The sequence below is a fragment of the Halomarina pelagica genome, assembly GCF_024228315.1.
Classification (GTDB): Archaea; Halobacteriota; Halobacteria; order Halobacteriales; family Haloarculaceae; genus Halomarina; species Halomarina pelagica.
Genome location: NZ_CP100454.1, coordinates 1,665,976 through 1,690,064, shown reverse-complemented (window position 1 = coordinate 1,690,064; position 24,089 = coordinate 1,665,976). Strand labels below are relative to the sequence as shown.

At 69.9% G+C, this 24,089-nt stretch carries 17 protein-coding genes; 9 read left to right on the top strand and 8 right to left on the bottom strand.

Features of this window, described 5'->3' with window-relative positions; genetic code table 11:
• Positions 1 to 244 precede the first annotated feature (244 nt).
• Entirely contained in the window at positions 245 to 403 is a 159-nt protein-coding gene (locus NKI68_RS08745; RefSeq protein WP_254546331.1) for a hypothetical protein, read from the top strand.
• A gap of 5 nt (positions 404 to 408) precedes the next feature.
• On the opposite strand, the gene NKI68_RS08740 is transcribed toward NKI68_RS08745, so the two are convergent.
• Positions 409 to 1,584 carry a CobW family GTP-binding protein gene (locus NKI68_RS08740; protein ID WP_254546330.1) on the bottom strand — a complete coding sequence of 392 codons (1,176 nt, stop codon included), beginning with the start codon at positions 1,582 to 1,584 and terminating at the stop codon, positions 409 to 411.
• A gap of 372 nt (positions 1,585 to 1,956) precedes the next feature.
• On the opposite strand from NKI68_RS08740, the gene NKI68_RS08735 reads away from it, so the two are divergent.
• The 3 genes from NKI68_RS08735 (at position 1,957) to NKI68_RS08725 (ending at position 7,445) form a co-directional block, all read left to right on the top strand.
• Positions 1,957 to 3,477: an NADH-ubiquinone oxidoreductase-F iron-sulfur binding region domain-containing protein gene (locus NKI68_RS08735; protein WP_254546329.1), complete on the top strand. Its 1,521-nt coding sequence runs from the start codon at positions 1,957 to 1,959 to the stop codon at positions 3,475 to 3,477.
• A complete protein-coding gene (gene fdhF / locus NKI68_RS08730; protein ID WP_254546328.1) occupies positions 3,474 to 6,698 on the top strand; it encodes a formate dehydrogenase subunit alpha in 3,225 nt (1,074 codons plus the stop codon). Before NKI68_RS08735 ends, fdhF begins: the two co-directional genes overlap by 4 nt.
• A gap of 90 nt (positions 6,699 to 6,788) precedes the next feature.
• Positions 6,789 to 7,445, top strand: a complete 657-nt coding sequence (locus NKI68_RS08725; protein ID WP_254546327.1) for a molybdenum cofactor guanylyltransferase — start codon at positions 6,789 to 6,791, stop codon at positions 7,443 to 7,445.
• On the opposite strand, the gene yqeC is transcribed toward NKI68_RS08725, so the two are convergent.
• The 3 genes from yqeC to NKI68_RS08710 all read right to left on the bottom strand — a co-directional run bounded on the left by yqeC (position 7,442) and on the right by NKI68_RS08710 (position 9,478).
• Positions 7,442 to 8,176, bottom strand: a complete 735-nt coding sequence (gene yqeC / locus NKI68_RS08720) for a selenium cofactor biosynthesis protein YqeC (protein WP_254546326.1) — start codon at positions 8,174 to 8,176, stop codon at positions 7,442 to 7,444. The two genes, NKI68_RS08725 and yqeC, sit on opposite strands and share 4 nt — an antisense overlap.
• A 119-nt stretch (positions 8,177 to 8,295) precedes the next feature.
• Positions 8,296 to 8,886, bottom strand: coding sequence for a 50S ribosomal protein L15e (locus NKI68_RS08715; protein WP_254546325.1), 591 nt, complete (start codon positions 8,884 to 8,886; stop codon positions 8,296 to 8,298).
• A gap of 187 nt (positions 8,887 to 9,073) precedes the next feature.
• A complete protein-coding gene (locus tag NKI68_RS08710) occupies positions 9,074 to 9,478 on the bottom strand; it encodes a DoxX family protein (RefSeq protein ID WP_254546324.1) in 405 nt (134 codons plus the stop codon).
• A gap of 186 nt (positions 9,479 to 9,664) precedes the next feature.
• Between NKI68_RS08710 and NKI68_RS08705 the strand changes: the two genes are divergently transcribed.
• Together NKI68_RS08705 and NKI68_RS08700 are read left to right on the top strand one after the other, a co-directional pair.
• On the top strand, positions 9,665 to 11,545 hold the full coding sequence (locus NKI68_RS08705) for an ABC transporter ATP-binding protein (RefSeq protein WP_254546323.1): 1,881 nt from the start codon (positions 9,665 to 9,667) through the stop codon (positions 11,543 to 11,545).
• Between the two features lie 524 nt (positions 11,546 to 12,069).
• Positions 12,070 to 14,367 carry a cation:proton antiporter domain-containing protein gene (locus NKI68_RS08700; protein WP_254546322.1) on the top strand — a complete coding sequence of 766 codons (2,298 nt, stop codon included), beginning with the start codon at positions 12,070 to 12,072 and terminating at the stop codon, positions 14,365 to 14,367.
• Between the two features lie 26 nt (positions 14,368 to 14,393).
• On the opposite strand, the gene NKI68_RS08695 is transcribed toward NKI68_RS08700, so the two are convergent.
• From NKI68_RS08695 to NKI68_RS08680, 4 genes are all read right to left on the bottom strand, one after another.
• Positions 14,394 to 15,290 carry a hypothetical protein gene (locus NKI68_RS08695; RefSeq protein WP_254546321.1) on the bottom strand — a complete coding sequence of 299 codons (897 nt, stop codon included), beginning with the start codon at positions 15,288 to 15,290 and terminating at the stop codon, positions 14,394 to 14,396.
• Between the two features lie 132 nt (positions 15,291 to 15,422).
• The gene (locus tag NKI68_RS08690; protein ID WP_254546320.1) at positions 15,423 to 16,328 is read right to left on the bottom strand and encodes a serine/threonine-protein kinase RIO2; all 906 of its coding nucleotides are present in this window, start codon (positions 16,326 to 16,328) and stop codon (positions 15,423 to 15,425) included.
• A gap of 221 nt (positions 16,329 to 16,549) precedes the next feature.
• Entirely contained in the window at positions 16,550 to 16,849 is a 300-nt protein-coding gene (locus NKI68_RS08685) for a translation initiation factor (protein WP_368410942.1), read from the bottom strand.
• A 57-nt stretch (positions 16,850 to 16,906) separates the two neighbouring features.
• On the bottom strand, positions 16,907 to 17,497 hold the full coding sequence (locus NKI68_RS08680) for a PaaI family thioesterase (RefSeq protein WP_254546319.1): 591 nt from the start codon (positions 17,495 to 17,497) through the stop codon (positions 16,907 to 16,909).
• Between the two features lie 160 nt (positions 17,498 to 17,657).
• Here NKI68_RS08680 and NKI68_RS08675 point away from each other — a divergent pair, with 160 nt between their 5' ends.
• The 3 genes from NKI68_RS08675 (at position 17,658) to NKI68_RS08665 (ending at position 24,083) form a co-directional block, all read left to right on the top strand.
• Positions 17,658 to 18,863, top strand: coding sequence for a low temperature requirement protein A (locus NKI68_RS08675; RefSeq protein WP_254546318.1), 1,206 nt, complete (start codon positions 17,658 to 17,660; stop codon positions 18,861 to 18,863).
• 588 nt (positions 18,864 to 19,451) lie between these two features.
• Positions 19,452 to 21,107 carry a bacterio-opsin activator domain-containing protein gene (locus tag NKI68_RS08670; protein ID WP_254546317.1) on the top strand — a complete coding sequence of 552 codons (1,656 nt, stop codon included), beginning with the start codon at positions 19,452 to 19,454 and terminating at the stop codon, positions 21,105 to 21,107.
• A 129-nt stretch (positions 21,108 to 21,236) separates the two neighbouring features.
• Entirely contained in the window at positions 21,237 to 24,083 is a 2,847-nt protein-coding gene (locus NKI68_RS08665; protein WP_254546316.1) for a PAS domain S-box protein, read from the top strand.
• The last annotated feature ends 6 nt before the right edge of the window (positions 24,084 to 24,089 follow it).

Below are 24,089 nucleotides of genomic sequence, written 5' to 3'. Positions count from 1 at the left end.
TACCGCTCTAAGCACTTGGCGTCGGTTCAGTCGCACTTTCATACACATTTTGAATTATCCCGATAAAGCAACTCTTCTGTTGGAGGGAACGCCTTATCTATAGTGATGCATCTCTCTTTACGATTAGTTTATCCTACCGCAACGAGAGTCCCGACCGATCTCAACGACAGATTCGCGTCCGGCCGTCAACAACAGGCTGCGGCCACCACAACCGTTATCCCCCCGCTCGACGGTATCTCCGATCGTGTGCCTCTACTGTAACGTCGGGGAGGGCTGGTCCGCGCTCCTCCAGTACGACGAGGTCTACCAGAACGCGGTCGGCGGGAGGAGCGAGGCGACCTACGGTTTCCACGAGTCCTACGAGGAACTGCGCGAGCAGGTCGGACCGGGCGCGTCGCGCTGAGGGGGTCACTTCAACAGCGTCTCGCGCGGGAAGGGATCCGCGTCGGCCGCGACGTCGCGCTCGTCCGCCCCGAGCAGACACGCGTCGAGTTCCGTCCGCCGTCGCTCCGGATCGAGGTCACTGCCGATGAACACCAGCCGCGTGACGGGGTCGTCCTCGCCCCACTCGCCGATGGGACCGACGCGCAGCGACGGCCCGGCCTGGTTCAGCCCGATCACCTCCTCCGGACGACTCGCGAGCCAGCAGAAGCCCTTCGCGCGGACGATCGCACCGTCCCAGTCGTCGAGCCAGTCGGCGAAGCGCCGGGAGTGGAACGGGCGGTCGCGCTCGTAGACGAACGACTCGACGCCGTGGGCCTCGGCTGCGGAGCGATCACGGTCGTGGTCGTGACCGTCCCCGTGCCCGTGCCCGCCGTCGTACCCGTGATCGTCACCGCCCCCGTCATCGCGCCCGCCCCCAGCGAGTTCGCGCTTCCAGCCCTGCTCGCGGCTCGCCGCCTCGAAGTCGAACCGCCCGGTTCCGAGTACGGCGTCGGGCGGGACGTCCGAGTGAGTCGTCCGGTGCAGCGCCGCGCGGGGCTGGAGCCGCCGGATCACGGCCTCGATCTCCTCGAGCACGTCGTCAGGTACCATGTCGCACTTGTTGAGCAGGAGCACGTCGCAGAACTCGATCCCGTCGACGAGTACGTCCGCGAGCGGGCGGTCGGGGTCGTGGCCGGGCGGGAGGTCCGCGCCCGCGTCGAACTCCTTCCAGAAGCCGTAGGCGTCGACGACCGTCACCACGGTGTCGAGGCGGTAGTCGTCGGCGGGGTCCGGCCCGTCCTCGGATCCGACGGTGAGCGTCCGCGCGATGGGAACGGGTTCGCTGATCCCGGAGGCCTCGATCACGAGGTAGTCGAACGTCCGCTCGCGGGCCAGCCGCGCCGCCTCCGTGACGAGGTCGTCGCGCAGGCGACAGCAGATACAGCCGTTCGAGAGGTCGACGATGCCGTCCTCCTCGGCCTCGACGAGTTCGGCGTCGACGTTGACCTCCCCCACGTCGTTGACGATCAGCGCGATCCGCCGGTCGCCGGGCGCGGTCAGCAGGCGGTTGACGAGCGTCGTCTTGCCCGCCCCGAGCGCGCCGGTGACGACCGTCACCGGTACCGTTCCCTCTTCGGCGTCCCCCCCTTCGACGGTCATGGCGTGCCACCTCGTACCACTTCTCCGGGTAAATATCCGACGGCGCTCCCCCTCCTCCGCCGCCGTCGTGGCCGGTCGCGCCTTGGCGAACGCGCGCCTCGGTCCGCGGCGAGTCACGCCCGTCGCCGCGTCCGCGCGAACCGGGCCGACAGTATAACTGCCCGGCGGACGAACCCCGGGGCATGTCCGCGCTCCGTTCGTTCGTCGGCCTGCTCGTCCTGGCGCTCGTCGCCGGGGGACTCCTGCTCGTCGCCCGTCGACGGCGCCCCCCCGCGCTGACGCCGCCGTTCTAGGTGCGGGACGTTCACCGTCCGGGACCTGTCTACCCCCTATACGCGTGCCTTTTTTAGCCGAGCCACGCGGACGCGAGGTATGGACGAGACGACTGCCGCCGTCGGTCGCGCTCCGGTCCTCCGCGTGGCCGACGCGGACGGTGCCGTCGCGGCCGCCGCGCGGGAGGCGATCGGAGGATCGGCCGTCACCGTCGGATCCGCGGGCGTCCGGGGACTCGACCCGCTGGTCTCGGCGACCGCCGACGGCCGGACCGCGTTTCACGCCAACTGCACGCCCGACCGCGCCCGCGAGGTCGCCGCGGCGCTCGACGGGGGCGACCTCCTCACGGACGACGCCGTCGCGGTCGTCGAGCACGCACCCGACCGCGAGACGCTGCCCGTCCCCGACGACGGACCGCTCTCGGTCGGCCGTCGGCGCGTGCTCGGTCCCTGCGGATGGGTCGCCCCCGCGAGCGTCGAGGACCTCCCGCCGACGTTCGACGAGCGCGACCCCGGGGAGGCGCTCGACGCGATCGGGGCGATCGGCCTGCTGGGACGCGGTCGCGGCGACGGCCGCGCGGACGAACCCGTCGCGCCCGCGTGGCGCACCGCCCGCGACGCCGACGGCGATCCGGTCGTCGTCGTGAACGCGAACGAGGCCGACCGGCGCAACGAGACCGACCGCGTGCTGCTGGAGGGCGCGCCCCTCGCGGTCCTCGACGGCGCGCTCGCCGTCGCCCGCGCCGTCGACGCGACGGACGTGATCGTCTACTGCAACGAGGCGGACGAGCGCCTCCACGAGCGCGTCGAGGCGGCCGCGGGCGCGCTCCGCGAGGAGACGGGCGAGGCGGTGCAGGTCGTCGCCGGTCCCGACCGGTTCATCGCGGGGGAGATGACGATGGCGCTCGAGGCGATGGAGGGCGCGGACAGGCTCGAGGCGCGACTCCGCCCGCCCGGCCCGGAGGTCCACGGTCTCCACGGTCGCCCGACGGTCGTCCACACCCCGCGGACGTTCGCACACGTGCGACGCGCGCTCGTGGCGGGCGGGGAGTACGACCCCGACGACGCCGACCCCGGCACGCGCCTGTTCACCGTGACCGGCGACGTCGAGGCGCGGGCCACCGTCGAACTCCCGACCGGCGGGTCGCTCGCCGCCGTCCGCGACGCCGTGACGATGCCCGGGCGGTTCAAGATGGCGTGCGTCGGCGGGCAGTTCGGCGGCCTCGTCCGGTCGCTCGACTGCGCGCCCAGCGCCCCCGCGCTGGCCGCCGCCGACCTCGGTGCCGAGGGGGTCGTCGAGTTGCTCGACGAGTCGAACTGCGTCGTCGCCACGGCCGGGCGGCGCGCTCGCTTCGCCCAGGAGGAGAACTGCGGACGCTGCGTCCCCTGCCGCGAGGGGTCGAAGCAGCTGACGAACCTCCTCCGCGACGTCTACGACGGCGACTACCCCGACGACGGGCTGCGCGAACTCGCGCGGGTGATGCGGACGACGAGCACCTGCGCGTTCGGGCAGACCGCCGCCCGCCCCGTCGCGACGGCCATGGAGGCGTTCGAGGCCGAGTTCGTCGCGCACGCGAACGGTCGCTGTCCCAGCGGAACCTGCCAGGAGGGAGATTCGTGAGTACCAACCCACCACTACCGCGCGTACCGTCCGTCGAGAACCCGCAGCACGAGACGCCGCTGACCGAGGACTTCGTCACCGGCACGGCGAACGACCCCGAGGTGAGGGCCGTCCCCCCGAGCGCGTCCGGCGAGCGCGAGGGGATGGCGACCGTCACCGTCGACGGGACGCCCGTCGCGCTCCCGCCGGGGTCGACGCTCATCGACGCCGTGAACGCGGTCGACACCGAGGGGTACGTCCCCGCGCTGTGCTACTACGACCGGGACACCGAGCAGGGCGACGAGATCGGCCCGCGCTCCGAGTGTCGCACCTGTATGGTCGAGACCGAGGAGTACGGCCTCGTGCCGTCGTGCAGTTTCCCCGCCGAAGACGGCCTGTCGATCGCCACCGACGCGCCCGACGCGGAGGAGGCCCGCGACGTGAACCTCGACCTCGTCCTGTCGAACCACAACCTCCGCTGTACGACGTGCAACGCCAACGGCCAGTGCGAACTCCAGGACGTCTCCATCGAGAACGACGTCTGGCACCCGCGCTACGGCGTCCTCGACGACCGCGACGCCTACGAGCCGATCGACGACACCTCCTCGTTCATCCAGATCGACCGCAACAAGTGCATCCTCTGCAACCGCTGCGTCGAGGCGTGCAACGACGTCCAGGTCGAGGGCGTCCTCCGGATCGAGGGTTCCGGCGACGACGCGCACGTCGGCTTCCAGAGCGAGGCGGAGACGATGGCCGACTCGACGTGCGTCTCCTGCGGCCACTGCGCGACGGTCTGCCCCACCGGCTCGCTCACCGAGAAGGGCTACGACGGCGTCGCCACCCTCCCGATCCCCGGCTTCGACCAGAAGAACTCCGTCGGGAAGGTCATCGAGCACGAACCCGCGCGGACGGCGGACGACCCCCCCGCGAGCCCCGCTGCCGACGACGCGTCGGAGCGCAAGGGGGTGGCCCGGTTCATGGCGAAGGCCCGCGAGCGCGCCCGCGACGCCGCGACGGACGCCGGCGGCGCGGCCTGGCAGCGCGTCGAGCACCTCGCCGAGGACGTCGCGGCGAACACCATGCCGGAGGGCGTGCTGTTCGACGTCGCTGACGCCGTGAGCGACGTCAGGCTCGGAGGCGTCGATCGGACCGAGACCACCTGCGGCTACTGCTCGGTCGGCTGTCGGTTCGAGGTACACGCGAAGGACGGCGAGTTCCTCGCCGTCCAGCCCGCGGACCCCGACCACGCCCCGGTCAACGACTTCTCGACGTGCGTGAAGGGGAAGTTCGGCTACGAGTTCGTCGACCGCGAGACGCGCCTCCAGACGCCGCTGATCAGGGAGGACGGCGAGTTCCGGGAGGCCACCTGGGACGAGGCGCTCTCCCGCGTCGCCGAGGAGTTCGCGCGCATCGTCGACGATGCGGGACCGGACGCGATGGCCTGCTTCGCCTCCTCGAAGGGGACCAACGAGGAGGCCTACCTCGTCCAGAAGTTCGCCCGGCAGGTGCTCGGGACGAAGAACGTCGACAACTGCGCGCGGCTCTGTCACTCCTCGACGGTCGCCGCGCTCCAGCAGACGGTCGGCTACGGGGCGATGACCAACCGCATCAACGAGGACGTCGGCGAGACCGACTGTTACCTCATCACCGGCTCGAACACGACCGAGAGCCACCCCGTCCTCGCCACGCGGATCAAGCAGAACGTCCGCGACGGGGCGGACCTGTTCGTCTTCGACCCGCGGAGGGTCGGCATCGCGGAGCACGCGACCCAGTACACCCGCACCCGCCCCGGCTACGACGTGGCCTGGATCAACGGGATGATCCGGTACGTCGTCGAGGAGGACCTCCACGACGCCGAGTTCGTGGAGGAGCGCACCCGGAACTTCGACGACCTGCGCGAGAAGGTCGAGCCGTTCACGCCCGAGGAGGTCGAGCGCCTGACCGGCGTCTCACCCGAGGAGCTGAAGAACGCGGCCGAGACGATCGCGACCGCCGATACCTGCGTCTTCGGCTGGGCCATGGGGATGACCCAGCACAGCCACGGGACGCAGAACGTCCTCGCGCTCGCGGACCTCGCGCTCGTCACCGGCAACCTCGGCAAGCCGGGGGCGGGGCTGTCACCGTTCCGCGGACAGAACAACGTCCAGGGCGGCGGCGGCGACATGGGGCCGGCCCCGCACACCCTCCCCGGCTACCAGGACCTCCACGACGAGGACGTGCTCGACACGTTCGAGCGCGCCTGGGGGACGCGCCCGCCGTCCGACGTCGGTCTGAAGGTCCCCGAGACGTTCACCGAGGCCCTGAAGGGGAACGTCCGCGGGATGTACGTCGTCGGCGAGAACCCCGCGCTGTCGGAGCCGGACATCTCGCACGCGGCGGACGCGCTCGACGCGCTCGACTTCCTCGTCGTGCAGGACGTGTTCCTCACCGAGACTGCCGAGTTCGCAGACGTCGTCCTCCCGGCCGCCACCTTCGCCGAGAAGGACGGCACGTTCACCAACACGGAGCGCCGCGTCCAGCTCGTCCGGCGGGCGATGGACGCGCCCGGCGAGGCGAAACCCGACTGGATCATCCTGCAGGAACTCGCGAACCGGCTGGGGGTCGAGTGGGGCTACGAGTCGACGAGCGAGGTGATGGACGAGATCAACGACCTCGTGCCGATCTACGGCGGGATCACCCACGACCGACTCGAGGAGCGGGGCGACGGCCTCCAGTGGCCCTGCCCGGACGAGGACCACCCCGGCACCCCCTACCTCTACGAGGACGAGTTCAACTTCGAGGACGGGAAGGCGCGGTTCGTCTCCGCGGACATGGGCGAGCCGGGCGACCTCCCGAGTGAGGAGTACCCGCTCACGCTCACCTCCGGGCGCGTACTCTATCACTGGCACACGGGCACGCTCACCCGCCGCGTCGAGGGGCTGATGCACCACGTCGGCGAGAGCTTCGTCGAGATCCACCCGGAGACCGCAGAGCGCCTCGGGGTGGCCGACGGCGAGTACGTGCACGTCGAGTCGAAACAGGGGGAGATCGTCGTGAAGGCGCAGGTGACGGACCGCCCCGACGTGGGCGTCGTGTTCGTCCCGATGCACTTCGCCGCGGGCGCGGTCAACCGCCTCACGAAGGAGACGTTCGACCGGGTCAGCGGGATCCCCGAGTACAAGGTGACGAGCGTCCGCGTCACGCCCGCGGGACCGGACCCCGACCCCGACTCGCTCGGCGCGCGCGCACCCGGCGACGACTGACGCGACCCCCTCGTTTCCACTCCAGAATCGAAACGTTCTTGTAGGGGGACTACCCGTGCGATTTACCGGCGCGCCCGCCTACCTCCCCCTATGCCGACCGCCGTCGTCCTCGCCGGGGGCCGTTCGGAGCGGTTCGGCGAGTCGGACAAGGCCGTCGCCGACCTCGCCGGAACGCCGATGATCCGCCGCGTCGCGGACCGCCTCGTCGGGGCGGTCGACGCGCTCGTGATCAACTGCCGCGAGGGGCAGGTCTCCGCCGTCCGGGCGGCGCTCGACGGATACCCCCTCCCCGTCGCGTTCGCCGTGGACGAGACGCCCGACGAGGGGCCGATGGCCGGTATCCGGACCGGACTCCGCGCCGTCGAGGACGAGTACGCGTTCGCCGTCGCCTGCGACATGCCGTTCGTCGAACCGGACGTGGTCCGGTACCTGTTCGAGCGGGCGGCGGGACGCGCCGACGAGGCGGGCGCGGACGGCGAGGCGCGGACGCGGCCGTACGACGCCGCCGTTCCCCGCCTGGACGACGAGTGGTTCCAGACGACCCACGCCGTCTACCGGGCGGCGGCGATGGCGGACGCCTGCGACGCCGCCCTCGAACGCGGCGAGCGCAGGATCGTCGCCCCGCTGTTCGAACTGGACTACGTCGTCGTCGACGAACCGGCGATCCGGGCGCGCGGCTCGCTCGACACGTTCGAGAACGTGAACACCCGCGAGGAGTTCGCGGCGGCCGCGGAGCGCCTCGCCTAGACGGTCGCGACCAGTTCGCCGCGGTTCAACCGCGTGAGCGCCACGTAGGGCACGTCCGCCCGCTCGTGGACCCCCCGGGCGACGGTCCGTGCGGTCCGCTCCCAGTCGTCGTCGTCCACCTTGTTGAGCACGGGGATCACGGTCGCGTCGTCGGGGACGTTCTTGCGCCCGCCCGCGGGGTCCGCGAGCACGGCCGCCACGTCCTCCGCACGGACGGTGTCGCCGACGTCGCGATCGGTGAGCGCCGCGACCCGCTCGGGTCGGTGGACGTACTCCGCCGTCAGCGGGTGGCCGACGACCTGCACGCTGGCGATGGCGAGGACCGCGTCCGCGCCGTCGGGCAGCCGCGGTTCGTCCTCGCCGGGGGCCTTGAACTCGCGCATGCGCGCGCCGTCGGCCTTCACGAGCACGGCGTCGAGATCACGCTCGGCCAGCGCGTTCACGGCGTCGGGCTCGTAGCCGCGGTAGCGGTCGCCCTCCCGCTCGGGGACGACGCCGAGCGGCCAGTCCTCCGGTCCCGCCGACTCGACCGCCGCCGCCGGGTCGTCGGTGACGACGACGCGCGCGACGTGTTCGTCGAAGATCGGGATCCTGACGGTCGCGGTCACCACCGCGCGGTCGAGCAGGTTCGCGAGGGCGTAGAGCGCCGTCTTCTTCCCGCCCGCGCCGACGACGGGGACGAGCGGCGCGCCGCCGTCCGTCTCGGGAACGAGCGCCTCGGTGAGGTTCATGCGTGCCCCTCGTGCGCGGTGGAGTATCACTGCTACGCCGGTCGTGCGCGAGGCGCGCGGTCGCGGCCGCCGCTGGCGAGCGGCTGAAGAACGCCGAGAACGGACGACGGCGGCGGTGCCTACTTTCCGCGCCCGTCGTTCGCGCGAACGCTGGGGCGGGACTTCTCCGCGCCGGTGCCGCGGTTGTTCAGCCCGCGGCCGCGGCGGCCCGCCCCGGTCTTGCCGCGGAAGGCGCGACCGCGCTGGGAGTCGTCACAGATCCAGTTGAGGTCGTCGTCGTTCCTGATCGCGCCGTGCTCGGGGTCGAGGAGGATCACCTCGAACCACTTCTGGGAGCCGTCCTCGCCCACCCAGTAGGAGTTGAGTACGCGCAGGTTGCGGAACTTGCGCGAGGCGCGCTCCTCCGCGATGCGCTGGAGGTTCTTCTTGCGGGTGATCTTGCGGACGCCCTGGCGCTTCGAGCGGCGGCCGGCCGTGAAGCGCTGCTTGCGCGCGCCGCCCTTGCGGACGCTGACGCGCGCGACGACGACGCCCTGCTTGGCCTTGTAGCCGAGCGAGCGGGCCTTGTCCAGCCGGGTGGGGCGCTCGACGCGCTCGATCGCGCCCTGCTCGCGCCAATCCTGCTGGCGCTGCCACTGGAGTTCGGCCAGCTTACCTTCCTTCGGGTTCTGCCACGCCTCTCGGATGTGGGAGTAGAAGCTTCGTGCCATAGTGTGCTCCGACGGGCGTCGGGTGGTTCAGCGCGAGGGCGGTTCGACGAACCGCGCGCGCCACATTCCGGCCTGCGCCGATGCGGTCGCAGGTGCCCGCTGGGGCCCGTCCGGCCAGCGAGTTGGCGTGACTACTCCGATGGCGTACTTAGGGCCTTCGAAACGCCGCTTCGTGACTCCGGACTCGTCACGTCCGACAGCGTCGCCCTCCGCGGACGAGGAAGGCGATCGCCGCCCCGAGGGGCGCGAGGTTCTTGAGGAAGTGGATCTGCTGGGCCTGCTTCTCCTCGCCCTCGCGGTTCCAGAAGTCGTGCATCAGCGGCGTGACGCCGAGGAAGAACGTCGCGACCGCGCCCGCCGCCAGCCGCGGTAGCCGCCAGAGCGCGATCCCGACACCCCCGGACAGCAGCGCGCCGCTCGCGAACGGAACGGCGAGATCGGCCTTCGGCACGCCGTTCCCCTCCGCGTACCCGATCATCCCCTCCAGGTTCCGGAAGTTGTCGAGCGCCATGAACGCGAGGACGCCGCCGAACAGCAGTCGCGCGAGGCGGGAGGGGGGCGCGTCCGTCGCGTCGTCCGTCGATTCACTCATCGGGATCGCCCCTCGATTCGTGGTACCGCATGCCTCACGCGGGTCGCGCGAGGGTCTTAGGTGTTCGTCGTGGGGCGGCCCGCTCCGCCCGCCGCGACCCTCATATCCGCTCGGCGCTTACCTGACGTTAATGTCATCGTACGGATTCGCTACCGCCGGGTCGCGTCGGGACCGCGATCGCGCGCCGTGAGCGGGGACGACTTCTCGCCGCTGGCCGCGCCCGTGCGCGACCTGTTCGCCCGCTACGCGCTCCCCGAACTCCCGCTGTTCGTCCTCGGCGTGGTCACGAGCATCGTCGGCCGGGCCGTGAGCCTCGTCCCGCCGCTGGTGCTCGGCGTCGCCATCGACGCGCTGTTCACCCCGTCGAGGGACGTCCCCTACCGCCTCCCGCTGGTCCCGGCCGCGTGGATCCCCGGCGACCCGCGAACGCAGCTGTGGCTCTCGGTCGCGCTCATCCTCGGGTCGCTCGTCGTCGGCGGGGCGCTCACCTGGACGCAGGGGGTGAGCCTCTCGCTGTTCTCGAACCGCATCCAGCACGCCGTCCGCGTGGACGCCTACCGCGCGATGCAGGAACTCGATATGGCCTTCTTCGACGACAAGCAGACCGGGCAGGTGATGGCGATCCTCAACGACGACGTGCGCAACCTGCGGATGTTCCTCGGTTCGACCGTGAGCGGCGCGCTCCAGTTGCTCGCGACCGTTCTCGGCATCGCCGCGCTGCTGTTCTACCTGAACGCGCAGCTCGCCGCCGTCACGCTCCTCGGCGTTCCCGTCCTCGCGGTCTTCACGGTCTGGTTCATGCGCACCATCCGACCGCGCTACCGCGCGCTCCGGGCGAGCATCGGCGACCTCAACACGCGCATCGAGAACAACCTCAGCGGGATGGAGGTGATCAAGACCTCGAACACGGAGCGCTACGAGAACGAGCGCGTGGGCGACGCCTCCTGGGAGAACTACCTGACGACCTGGTCGGTCGCCAAGCTCGAGTACCTCTACCAGCCGTCGATGGACCTCCTGGCCGGTCTCTCGTTCGCCGCGACGTTCGCCCTCGGCGGGTACTGGCTGGTCGTCGGCCCGCCGCCGGGGTTCTCGGGCGAACTGCTCGTCGGCGAGTTCGTCACCTTCCTGTTCATGACCCAGCGGTTCGTCGAACCGCTCTCCGGGGCGGGGCGCATCGTCAACTCCTACGAGAACGCCCGCGCCTCCGGCGAGCGCATCGTCGACCTCGTCGAGCGCCCCGTCACCGTCCACGACCGCCCCGACGCCGTCCGCCCCGAGCGCGTCGAGGGCCGGGTCGAGTACGACCGCGTCGGCTTCGCGTACCTGCCCGGGCGGTCCGTCGTCGAGGACCTCTCCTTCGCCGTCGAACCGGGCGAGACGGTCGCCTTCGTCGGTCCCACGGGAGCCGGCAAGTCGACCGCCGCGAAGCTCCTCCTCCGGCTGTACGACGTGGACGAGGGGGCGATCCGCGTCGACGGGATCGACGTGCGCGACCTCGCGCTCGACGCGCTCCGCTCCAACGTCGGGTACGTGAGCCAGGACGTGTTCCTCTTCGACGGCACCGTCCGGGAGAACATCGCCTACGGGGCGTTCGACGCGGACGACGAGGCGGTCGTGGCGGCCGCGAAGGCCGCCGAGGCACACGAGTTCGTCCAGAACCTCCCGGACGGCTACGACACGCGGGTGGGAGAGCGCGGCGTGAAGCTCTCGGGGGGCCAGCGCCAGCGCATCTCCATCGCCCGGGCGGTGCTCCAGAACCCCCCGATCCTCGTGCTCGACGAGGCCACGAGCGCCGTGGACACCGAGACGGAGGTGCTCATCCAGCGCGCCCTCGACCGGCTCACCGAGGACCGGACGACGCTCGTCATCGCCCACCGGCTGTCGACGATCAGGGACGCCGAGGGGATCGTCGTCCTCGAAGAGGGCCGGGTGGTCGAGCGCGGCACCCACGAGGACCTCCTCGCCGCCGGCGGCCTCTACGCGACCCTCTGGAGCGTACAGGCGGGCGAACGGGCCTCCGATGCGGTCCTCGACCGCCTCGTCCGGGCCGACGGGAGCGAGGAGTGAGTTCGCAAGGGTAGGCGTCGAGTTCCCGGGTCGCCTCTCTGGCGAGAGGCGAACGCTCCTGGGAGAGTACGACGACGCCAGGCGGTGCTCCGGCCCTCCGATGTGGGACGATCTGATTAATAAATCGGTATAAATATACCAAATCGACAATCTAACCGCGTTCTTTATCACAATTCGTTTCATAGAGGTGGTCGCGAAGCGGTTCGAGCGCGTTCGAACGGGCGTCGCTCGTCGCTCGCGATCGAGACCATGCGAAGCATCGTCACCGGGGCGGTCGAGTCGGACGATCCGGCGGGGGAACGACCTCCGGGTCCCGACGCCGTCGCTCGCTCGACGGGTTTCCCGGCTGACGCACCCCAGACGAGGGTACCGGCCTGAACGGCCCTCCCTCGCGTGCCGTCCTACCGAACCATGATTCACCGCACCCACCGATACGTCCACTGGAGCGCACGGCAGAACCGTCCCGCGACCGTTCCGCCCCGACGCGGCCGGCAGGGTCTCCGTCGACCGGTGGGTGAGACGTGATGTCGGTCCCCATCCAACAGGCGGTCGAGCCGATCGATCACCACGCGCTGCTGGTCCTGCTCGTCCAGCTATTCCTGCTGTTGCTGGTCGCGCGCGGACTGGGCGTGCTGGCGACGAAGGCGAACCTCCCGTCGGTCGTCGGCGAACTGTTGGCGGGCATCGTCGTCGGTCCGTCCGTCCTCGGGACGGTCGCGCCGGGGGCCTTCGAGGCGATCTTTCCCCTCGCCGCCGAGCAGTTCCACCTGCTCGAAGTCGTCTCGTGGATCGGGCTGCTGATGCTGCTCGTGCTGACGGGTCTCGAGACGGATCTCGACCTCATCGTCGCCCGGGCGAAGTCCGCGACGAGCGTCGCCGTCGGCGGAGTCGCCGTCCCGTTCGCGTTCGGCTTCGGACTCGCGTACGTTCTCCCCGCGGAGTTCCTCGTGTCGCCCGACCAGCGGCTGGTGTTCAGCCTGTTCGTCGCGACCGCGATGAGCATCTCGTCCATCCCGGTCATCGCGAAGGTGCTGATGGACATGGACCTCGTCAGGCGCGACATCGGGCAGATCACGCTCGCGTCGGGCATGATCAACGACAGCCTCGGCTGGATCATGCTGTCGGTCGTCGCCGGCCTCGCGCGGAGCGGGGTCGTCGACCTCGGGTCGGCGGCGGAGACGATCCTGATCCTGCTGGTCTTCCTCGGCGTCTCGTTCACCCTCGGACGCCGCCTGTCGAGGCGTATCGTCCGCTTCGTCGACAACGCCGTCGGCGGGGACACGGCGAAGATCACGACGCTGATGGTGCTCGCGCTCGGCGTCGGCTCCCTGACCCACTACCTCGGCATCGAGGCGGTGCTCGGCGCGTTCGTCGTCGGCATCCTCGTCGGCGACGTGAAGCGATTCGACCGCTCGGCCCGACACCTCTTCGAGGTCGTCACGGTCGGCGTCTTCGCGCCGATCTTCTTCGCCACCGCGGGGTTGCGGGTGAACCTCGCGGCCATGCTCGATCCGACCGTGTTCGCGGTCGGGACGGCCGCGCTCGGCGTCGCCATCGCCGGGAAGTTCGTCGGGACGTACCTCGGCGCGGCGGCCGCCGGCCTCTCGCGGTGGGAGGGGATCAGCCTCGGCGCGGGCATGAACGCCCGCGGGGCGATGGAGATCATCATCGCCACGATCGGCCTCAGCCTCGGCGTCCTCACCGGCGAGATGTACACGATCGTCGTCATGGTCGCCATCGTCACCTCGATCATGGCACCGCCGCTGCTGCGCTGGACGGTGCCGAGGATCGAGATGGACGACGAGGAGCGCGAGGCCGAACGCGAGCGGAACTTCGTCGCCAACCTCAAGCGCGTACTCGTCCCCACGCGCGGGAGCGAGGACTCGCAGTTCGCCGCCCGCCTCGTGGGACTGATGACCCGCGGCGAGGAGATCGAGGTCACCAACATGTACCTCGCGCGTCGGGGGGCGGCCGCCGCCGATTCCCGTCGCTCCGCCTCCGGCGGCTGGTTCGCGCGGTTGCTGCCCGACGGCGGTAGCCCCTCCGCATCCGCCGACGTCGCGACGGCCGCCGACGGCGATCCGTCCCCCCGGGACGACCCCGCACGCTGCTTCGAGGTGATGGCCGAACGGCTGGCCCTCGACGACGACAACGACCTCCGGAACGTCGTCCGGGAGGAGACGACCGGGGCCACCGAGACCGTCCTCGCGGAGGCCGAGCGGGGGTACGACCTGCTCGTGCTCGGTGCAGCCGAGCGCGGCGCTCGGCCGAACGACCCGCTGTTCGGTGCCGCCGTCGACCGCATCGTCGTGAACGCGCCGTGCCCCGTCATGGTCGTCGACGCCCACGAGGATCGGACGACCGGTCGGTACGGCGTCGACGAGAACCCGATCCAGCGCATCCTCCTCCCGACGGCGGGGATGCAGTACAACCGTCACGCCGCCGAGGTCGCGTTCGCCATCGCCCGCGACCGGAACGCGATGGTAGAGATCGTTCACTACGTGGACCCGCCCCGCCGAAACGACCGGTTCGTCGCCCGCCGGAACCAGAACGTCCGCTCGCTGATCGAGTTCGGCGAGGAGATCGTCGACGAGGCGGCCGACCGCGGCCGGCGGACGGGCGTCGAGGTGAGCACGCGCGTCTTCGTCGCCCGCGAGGAGCCCGAAGAGGAGATGCTCCGGCTGATCGAGGAGGGGGGCCACGACCTGGTCCTGATGGGGTCGAGCATCCGTCCCGTCTCCGAACGGGCGTTCTTCGGCCACCGCGTCGAGTACATCATCAAGAACGCCCCCTGCCCGGTCGCCGTCCTCAGCTCCGCCTGAGGGAATCGCCCTCGTCGGCGACCGCGTCAGCCGCTCTCGTTGGTCGTGTCGATCTCGTTTGCGTTACTCGCGCTCGTCCGGTCGGCGTCGGTCGCGTTCGTCTCGTTCGCGCTGGTCTCGTTCGCGCCGCTCCCGTCCGCCCCGTTCGACTCGCTCGCCGAACTCCGAGCGACGACCTCGCCGTCGACGCTGATCGTCGCGTTCCCGACCACCTCCGCGCGCTCGACCTCGCCGGTGAACGTGTACGCGTCGCGCGCGTCGGCGATCGTCCCGGTCACGTTCCGACCGTCCCCGCCGATCGCGTCGTCCGACTCCACGGAGGCGTCCCGCCGGATCTCCCCGCTGACGGTCACGGTGTAGTTCGCCGACGCGTTCTCGTCAGCCCGTTCGACCACCAGCGTGTGGCTCTCCGGCGCGGGCGTGGGGGTAGGCGTCGGCGTGGGTGTCGGCGTGTCCGTCGCGGTCGGCGTTGGTGTAGCTGTCCGCGCGGGCGTCGGCGTCCCCGCCGGCGTCTCGGTGGACGTCGCTCCGGGGGTCTCCTCGGGCGTCGACGCGGACGCCTCCGTCGGCGTCGCCTCGGGCGTCTCCGTCGGTGGTTCGTCCGTCGGAGCGTCTCGGGGGGCCTCGGTGGTCGTCGGCGTCGCCCCCTGCTCCGTCGTCCCCGCCCCGGCAGCGTCGGCGGGTCCGCCGGTCGCGTTCGTGGCGTTCGTGGCGTTCGTCGCGTTCCCCGCACCCGATCCGTCGGTCGCGTTCGCGGTGGCGGTGAAGTCGTACAACCCCGGTCCGACGCCGATGACGAACGCCAGGATCACGCTGAGCGGGACGAGAAACAGCACCACGATCGCCGCCGCTCCCTTCAGGTGGTCACCGGCGCTCTCGGGCGGACTGTCGAGCGGGCGCGTCCCCGGTCGGTTCCTCGCCATCCCGTGAACCGACGAAAGTGCGGCGAATAAGGGTCCCGCTTTCCGTTCCGCGTTCGGCCCGACCGCGAGCCCCTCGACGCCCGTCTCGCCCCCGCTCCCACCGGCCGACGATTCTGTATCGCGACATCTAATTCACCGGAACGCGCGCACCGACTCGAACTCGTCGGCGCGAACCGCGTCCGCGACGGCGTCCGCGTCCTCCTCGCCCACTCGCTTAGGGTACTTCCGCCGGAAGTAGCGAAGCAGGTTCGCCACGTCGCGCCGGAGGAACTCGTCGGCGTTCTCGTGGTCGGTCGGGACGGCCTGTGGCCAGTCGAAGATCGTGACGCCCTCGCTATCGACGAAGACGTTGTACTCGCTCATGTCGGCGTGGACGTAGCCGGCGCGGTAGGCGGCGGTCACCTCCCGGAGGACGAGATCGAGCACGCCGACGACCTGATCCGGGGCGAGTTCCGCCCGCGATAGCTCGACGCCCGGGAGCTTCTCCATCACGATGGCGTGGCGGTTCTGGTCGATCGGGCGCGGGACGCGCACCTCGGGGTAGACGGTTTCGAGCGCCTCGTACTCGCGTTCGGCGGCCTTCCTCGCCGTGTAGAACCAGGAGACGTGGCGGTGCTCGGAGGTGTACTCGCGCTCGCGGCGCACCTCGCGGAAGTTCGTGTACCCCTCGCGGTGGAACTTCAGCGCCAGCGGCTTGTACGACTGCACCTCGTACACGTCGCTCTCCTTGCCGACGCCGAGCGGCGCGCCGAACCCCCGGATCGTGTCGCGTTCGGTGAACGCCCGCAGGGCGAGCGCGTCGTACCCCTCGAACGTGAGGCGAAACCCCTGGTAGTGGACCGTCTTGCGCTCGACCAGCCCCCGGTCCTCACAGCGATCCAGCCGGTAGTCGACCTCCTTCGGGTCGAGCCGCGAGAACTCCGCGACCTTCTCCCGATCGACCCACCGGCTGAACCGCATCCCGTGCTCGATCCCCGAGAGGAGATAGAAGTCCTCGGGTTCGAGTTCGAGAAACTCGCTGGCGACGTTCCGCACCATGGACCTCCTACCGGGCGGGGCGGTAAAAGCGCCCCGCGTCGGTCGAGGGATAAACCGTATGTCGGGATACGAAACTCGTCTCTCGGACGCTACGACGGGCCGCCCCCGCCGGAACGTTCGAGACGGAGAACTGAGCCGATCGGTCGATCCCCGCACCGTCCACCGCTATCGCTCTCGGTGTCGGATCCCTGCTTCGAAAACGGGTACGGTCGTCGCGGGGGTTACTCGACGGCGAACCCCTCGTCGCGGAGGACGTCGGGGAGGCGGTTCGAGTGGTCGCCCTGGAGTTCGATGCGGCCGTCGTCGACGGTTCCGCCGGTGGCGAGGCGGCGCTTGAGGGTCGAGGCCAGCTCGTCTAAGTCGATGGCGTGCTCGTCGAACCCCTCGACGATGGTCATCGGCTTGCCGTAGCGGCGGCGTTCGACGCGCACCGAGAGCACCTGCTCGGCGCGCGCGAGGTCCTCGCCGATGCCGAGGTCGCTCGGGAGACCGGCGATGTCGCTGAGGTCTTTGTCTGCCACGCGAGCGCTAGGCGACGCGCGGGTATAAGATTGGCCCGCGCGCCCTCGGCGGGCGACCTACCGCCCCGCCGCCCGGTCCTCCCGCAGCGTCATGCAGGTGCTCGACAGCCGCGCGACGCGCTTTCCCTCCTCGGTGGTCACGTCGCACTCGACGAAGCCGATCGTGCTACCGCGCTCGACGACCCGACCGACCGCCTCCAGCCGACCGGACCAGACCGGCCGGAGGTAGTTGACCGAGAGTTCGAGCGTCGTGAACGACTCGTCCTCCTCGAGGGTGCTCGCGTAGGCGGTCCCCATCGCCGCGTCGCCCACGTCGCAGACGATCCCCCCGTGGAGCGTCCCCATCGGGTTCGCGTGCTCGGGACCGGCCTCGAACGTCAGGCGCGACTCCCCGTCAGCGACCGCCTCGACGTCGAACCCGACGAGTTCGCCCACTGGCGGTCGGGGGATCGGCTCGCCGGTCATCCGCTCGCGCCCCATCGACTCGCGGAACCCGCCGTCGCGCGTGAACGCGATCGCCTCCTCGAGTTTGACCCGTCCGAGCGTCGCCTCGCGTACCATCGCGGCGGGGTCGTCCGTCACGTCGCGCAGGCGGTCGTACTCGTCGGCCGAGAGCGTCACCTCGACGATCTCCTCGTCGGTTGCCATGCCCGTCACTGCGCCCCGGCGAACATATACTGTCCGCTGTACCTCGACAGAGGATATTCGGGGTCCCGAGTACCGGGCCTCTCGAAACAGGTACCGCGGACAGTACGACTGTGGTCGACGCCGGCGACAGCGTTCTATCGTCCGCCGGCGTACTCGTCACGTGCTCGCGGAGCTGTTGCGCCTGTCGCCGCCGCGGTTGCGGAGTTCCCCGGACGCCGAGGACGACCTGCGCAGCGCGACGTGGCTGGAGCTGTTCTTCGACCTCGTGTTCGTCGTCGCGATCGCGGAGTTGGCGCACGTCCTGAGCGCCGACGTGTCGATCCCGGGAGTCGTCGCCTTCCTCGCGCTGTTCGTCCCCACGTGGTGGGCGTGGGTCGGCTCGACGTTCTACGCGACGCGCTTCGACACCGACGACGTCGTCCACCGGCTGTTCACCGTCGCGGAGATGTTCGCCGTCGCCGCACTGGCGGTGAGCATCCACGACGGACTCGCGGCGTCGGCGTCGTTCGCGCTCGCCTACGCGGGCGTCCGCGGCGTCCTCGTCCTGAAGTACCTCGGCGCGAGCCACTTCGTCCCGGTCGCCCGCCCGCTCACGCGGCGGTACGCCGCCGGGTTCGCCGTCGCCGCGGGTCTCTGGGCGCTGTCGGCGTTCGTTCCGCCGCCCGCTCGCTACGCGCTCTGGGGCGTCGGTCTGCTCGTCGACTTCGGGACGCCGATCTCCGCCGGCCAGTTGCACGCCCGTATCCCGCCGCACGCCGAACACCTCCCCGAGCGCTTCGGGCTGTTCACCATCATCGTCCTCGGCGAGTCGGTGCTCGCCGTGGTGAGCGGCGTCGCCGAGGTGGCGTGGACGCCGTTCTCGGTACTCGCGGCGGCGTTCGCCCTGCTCGTCGCGGTGAGCGTCTGGTGGGTCTACTTCGACCGTCACAGCGGCGTCACCATCGACGCGAGCGCCCGCGAGGGTCGCGTGCTCGTCTACGAGGGGTGGCTCTACGCCCACCTCCCGCTCGTGGTCGGGTTGACCGCCGCGGGCGTCGGCGTCGAACACGCGCTCACGGCCGATCTGACCGCACCGCTCGCGGCGGCGGATTGCTGGTTGCTCTGCGGGGCGGTCGCCACCTGCCTCGCGGCCATCGGCGTCGTGCAGTGGACCACGACGACGGCCGCCCACGAACGCGGTCGGTCGCTCGCCGCGGTTCGCGCCGGAGGGGGCGTCCTCGTCCTCCTCCTCGCACCGCTCGGACGGTGGCTCCCCGCCGTCGCGCTCGTCGGGACAGTCGCGATCCTCTGCGTCGCACAGGTGGGGTACGACCTGCGGGCGCGGCTGACCGAGGTCGAGGGGTCGGACGCGGCCGTCGAGCCGTGACGTCCGACACACCACGGTCTATCGATCCGTGACGCGTGCCCGACGGACGTCGAAGCGTTCGAAACGGCGACTGATCGGCGCCATCGAGCGGTCGCACGGGGGACCGTCGACCGACCTCCGCCGAATCTGTGCTGTGCGCCGAATCTGGATTCCATATAGCGAAACCTGCTTCATCGTATTCGTAGGGCGGTTCTCGCCCTCGGCGTCCGGCGTTCCCCGGACGACGCTTCGAGGACGAACCATCGGACGCGGGGGATCGACGCCTGGGCGATGCGTCACGTCACTGCCTCGACCGCCGTTCGACGCGAACCGGTCCAACAGTTTTACCGAGTAGCGATTGATGGTCCGCTGGTGTCCACTTCGAATTAGGGCGGATCGTTCCCGTCAAATATGAACTCCTTTGAATTAGTCGCGGGTCGAACTAGAGCTATCGCGTGAGACTCGATAACCGATTCGCTAAACGGTCGTACTGTAACGTGATCGAGAGGACCTATCGGGGATGAGTAAACGAGCCGACTCTGATCCGCGCGGCGGCGAACCGCGCGGATCCGTGATGGGGGTGGACGTGCGACGGCGGAGGCGGCCGCCGTGAGCGACACGATCCGAACCGGCGGGCCGAACGCCGGAACGGACGTGCGCGATCAGCCGCTCCGGTCGGCGGTGCGAGCGGTCGACGGGTACGCGATCGCGACGCTCGATTCCGACGGGGTCGTCACGAGCTGGAACGAGGGGTGCGTCCGGATCTACGGATACCCCGAGAACGAGGCCGTCGGCGAGCCGTTCTCGATCGTCACGACTCGGGAGGCGCTCGATCGCGGGGATCCCTGGCGGATGCTCGAGCGTGCCGCCGAAACCGGTCGGTTCGAGGGCGAAGCCCGCTGTCTCCGGAAGGACGGATCGACGTGCTGGACGCACGTCGTGCTGACGGCGATCCGGGACGAGCGGGGCGCGCTTCGCGGGTTCGTGACGATCGTTCAGGACGTCACCGAGCGGAAGGAACGCGGACGGCGGTTACAGCGCCAGCGGGACGAACTGGAGACGCTCCACGGGATCCACCACCTCATCGAGGAGATCATCCAGGCGCTCGTGAAGCCGACGACGCGCGAGGAACTCGAAGCGTTGGTGTGCGAACACCTGACCGCGACGCCGTTCTACGCGAGCGCGTGGATCGGCGAGCGGAGCGTGCGGGAGGGACGGCTCGTCCCGCGCGCGGGCGCGAACGGCGAGGCCGTCGAGCGGATGCTCGCCGAGGTGGACCCCGACGCTATGGAGGGCTGTGAGATGGGCGAGACGCTCCTCCGCGGTGATGCCTTCGTCTCCCGGCGGATCGACGAGGACCCGCTCGTTCCGGAACCGGTGCGGCGGTTCGCGCGCGAGCGAGGGGAGCGGTCGGGCATCGCGCTCCCGCTCGCGCACGGGGAGACGATCTACGGCGCGCTCGTGGTCCACTCCGCTCGCCCGGACGCCTTCGACGCGCACGAGCGGGCGTCGCTCGAAACCCTCGCGAGGGCGATGGGTTTCGCCATCTACGCCCTCAAACAGGAGCGTCTGCTGCTCGCGAACACGGTGGTCCAACTCGAACTCCGAGCCACCGAACCGGCGGCGTTCTTCGCCGCGCTCGCCGCCGAGTGTCGCTGTCGCTGTCGCGTCGACGACGTCGTTCCTGGCCCCGGCGAGTCGCTGCTTCACTTCCTGACGGTCGAGGGGGCGTCCCCGGAGCGGGTTCGTGAGGTGATCGAGGCGGCCGAGGTCGTCGAGGCGTACCGGACGATCGCCCGGTACGACGGGCAGTATCGGTTCGAAGTTCGGGTGAAGCCGTCCGATTTCCTCAACCACGTCGTCGACGCCGGCGCGGTGATCCAGACGGCCGTCGCCGATCCGGACGAGAACCGCGTGGTCATCGAAGCCGCCCCCGACGACGACCTCGACGAACTCGTCGAGGTGGTTCGGGCGGAGTCATCGGACTGGACGTTGGCCAGGAAGCGAACGGTCGACCGCCCGGTCAAGACGACCGGGCAGATGAGCCGACAGCTCGAGGAGCAACTCACGGAGAAACAACTGACGGCGCTCCGAACCGCCTACTTCGCGGGCTACTACGACTTCCCGAGGAAGAGCACCGCCGAGGAGATCGCGGCGGACCTGAACATCTCGGGATCGACGCTCTTCCAGCACCTGCAAGCGGCCGAACGGAAGCTCATCGAGAACTGTCTGGATCTCCTGCTGGAACCGTCTCTGCCCCGATAGCGACCTCGCTTCCGTGGCAACGTCGTTGAATTATCGGCCATCGGTGATACCGGTCCGATCGCCGTACACAGTACCTCGAAATCGAGGTACCACGCACTTTCGATACGGGTACCTATCGTCGTGTCAAGTATGTCTCAGTCGCACTCGAGCTTGGATAGTGCGCTCTTCAGGGCGGCCCTCGCGGCCACCGCAGGGGGAATTATCGTCCTCGACGCCGACGGAACCGTCGTCCTCGCCAACCGGTACGTCGAACGGCTCCTCGGGTACGACCGCGGCGGTCTGGAGGGCCGACCCGTCGCCCGACTCTTCGCGGAGAGCCTGATTCCACCGCTGGAACTCATCCGGGCGCGCGCCGGTCGGGGCCGCGAGCGGACCGACGGCGGCGAACGCGGCGTCGTTCTCGTCGATCGTGACGGTCACGACGTTCCGGTCAGGCTCTCGGCACAGACCTCCGAGTCCGACGGCGAGCGGTTCTACACCGCGACGGTACGCGAGACCTCGGAGGAACCGGAGCCGAATCACCGACTGGAAGCCGAACGCCACCGCCGCGCGACGCTGTTCGAGAACTCGAGCGACCCGATCGTCGACTGTGACTTCAAAGACGGCGTGCCGGTCATCCGGGGGGTGAACGACGCCTTCGAGCGCGTGTTCGGGTACGACGACGAGGCCGTGGTCGGCCGCACCATCGACGACGTGCTCGTCCCCGACGAGGAGTACGACGAGCATCGGGAGTTCGTCGGGCGGTTGCTCCGAGGCGAGGAGGTCAAGGCCGAGGTCCGCCGTCAGACGGTCGACGGCCCCCGCGAGTTTCTGGCCCACGTGATCCTCTTCGAGGCGGACGGCAATCCCGGAGCGTACGCGATCTACTCGGACATCACCGAACGCAAGGAGCGAGAGCGGGAGATCCGCGAGGCCAAGAAGCGCTTCGAGACGATCTTCGAGCACGTGAACGACGCGATCCTGATCTTCGATCCCGGTCGAAACGAGTACGAGCAGTGCAACCCGCAGGCGTGCGATCTGCTCGGCTACTCCCGGGACGAACTGCTCGATCTCGCTCCCTCCGACGTGCACTGCGACGAGTTGCCGCAGTTCGGGGCGTTCATCGACGCGGTCCTGAGCGACGGGTCCGGGTGGACCGACGAACTCTGCTGTCACACGGCCGACGGCGAGGTCCTCCCGACCGAGATCTCCGCGTCCCGAATCGAGATCGACGACCGGCCGCACGTGCTGGCGCTCGTCCGCGACGTCTCGGAGCGCAAGGCCCACGAGCGAAAGCTCGAGGCGCTCAACGAGGCGAGCCGCGAACTGATGGTCGCCGAGACGACCGACGTGATCGCCCGCCGCGCGCTCGACACCGTAGAGCGCGTGCTCGGCTCCAACGTCAGCTGCGTTCGGCTGTTCGATCCCCGGACCAACGCGCTCGAACCCGTCGCCATGACCGACCGGGCGGCGGAACTCGTCGAGTCGTGCGTCGCGTTCGACCTCGACGCGACGCTCGCCGGTCGCGCCTACAGACAGCGCGAGATGGTGATCACGGGGGCGGACGAGGCGGAGCCCTGCGCGGACGGGCCGGGCCAGGTGAGCCTGCACCTGCCCCTCGGCGACTACGGCACGCTGACCGTCTTCACGCGGTCGAACGCCGTCGAGGAACTCGACAGCCACTGCGCCGAGTTGCTGGCGGCGGACGTCAGGGCGGCGCTGGAGCGCGACGAACGCGAACAGATACTCCGCGGGAACGAACGCGAACTCCGCCAGCAGCACGACCAGCTCGACACGCTCAACCAGATCACGAACCTCGTCCAGGAACTCATCCGGCGCCTGATAAACGCGACCACGCGCGACGAGATCAACCAGATCGTCTGCGATCGGCTGGCGGCGTCTGACTTCTACGAGAGCGCGTGGATCGGAAGCGTGGACGTGACCGACGAAGACGTCACGCCGAAGGTGGGTGCCGGCGTGGACGACGGCTACCTGGCGGCGCTCGACGCGATGCCCGTCTCGCAGATCGGAAACGGGGTCGTGGCACACGCCATCCGGACCGGCGAGGTTCAGGTGATCCGCCAGTATCAGGTCGCGGAACGCGAATTCGGGAACGGCGTCGACGACGGGGCCGCCCTCGGCGAGGTGGAGGCTGTCGCCGCCGTCCCGCTCACGTACGGGGATCGGATCTACGGCGTGCTAGTGGTCAACGCGTCCCGGGAGGACGTGTTCACCGACGTGGGACGGACCGGATTCGGGGTGCTCGGCGACGTCATCGGCTTCGCGATCAACGCCGCGCTGAACCGGGAACTCCTCCTCTCCGACTCGATCGTCGAACTGGAGTTCGAGGTGACCGACTCGCGGAGCATCGCCGTGGCGTTCTCCGAGCGCCTCTCGTGTCGGTCGCAGCTCGAACACGAGACCGCGCTCGAGGACGGGAAGTTCCTCTGTTACCTCCGGATCGACGGCGCGTCAGTCGACGACGTGCTCGCGGTGGCCGACGACGTCGCGGCCGTCGAGAGTCACCGCGTCGTGAGCGAGCACGACGACGAGATCCTCGTGGAGCTGGTCAAATCCGGTTCCGTCTCCCGCGTGCTGATGGAGGTCGGCGCGAGCGTCCGGTCCATGGCGGCTGACGACGGTGTGGGGACGCTCGTCGCCGAAGCGCCCCTCACTGCCGATATACGGGGAATCGTCGGGGCGTTCCGGGCGCTCTACCCCGACTCGTCTCTGGTCGCGAAGCGGGACGTCAACCGCTCGGTCAAGACGGCGGCGGAGTTCCGCGACGACCTCGCGGACCGCCTCACCGACAAGCAGATGACCGCCATCGAGTCCGCCTACGCATCGGGGTACTACGACTGGCCGCGCAAGAACACCGCCGCCGAACTCGCGGACTCCCTGGGGGTGTCGTCGCCGACGCTCCACCAGCACCTCCGGAAGGCCGAGCAGAAACTCCTGGAGGCGTTCCTCAGCGAGACGCAGGACCACCACGCGTAGCGGCAT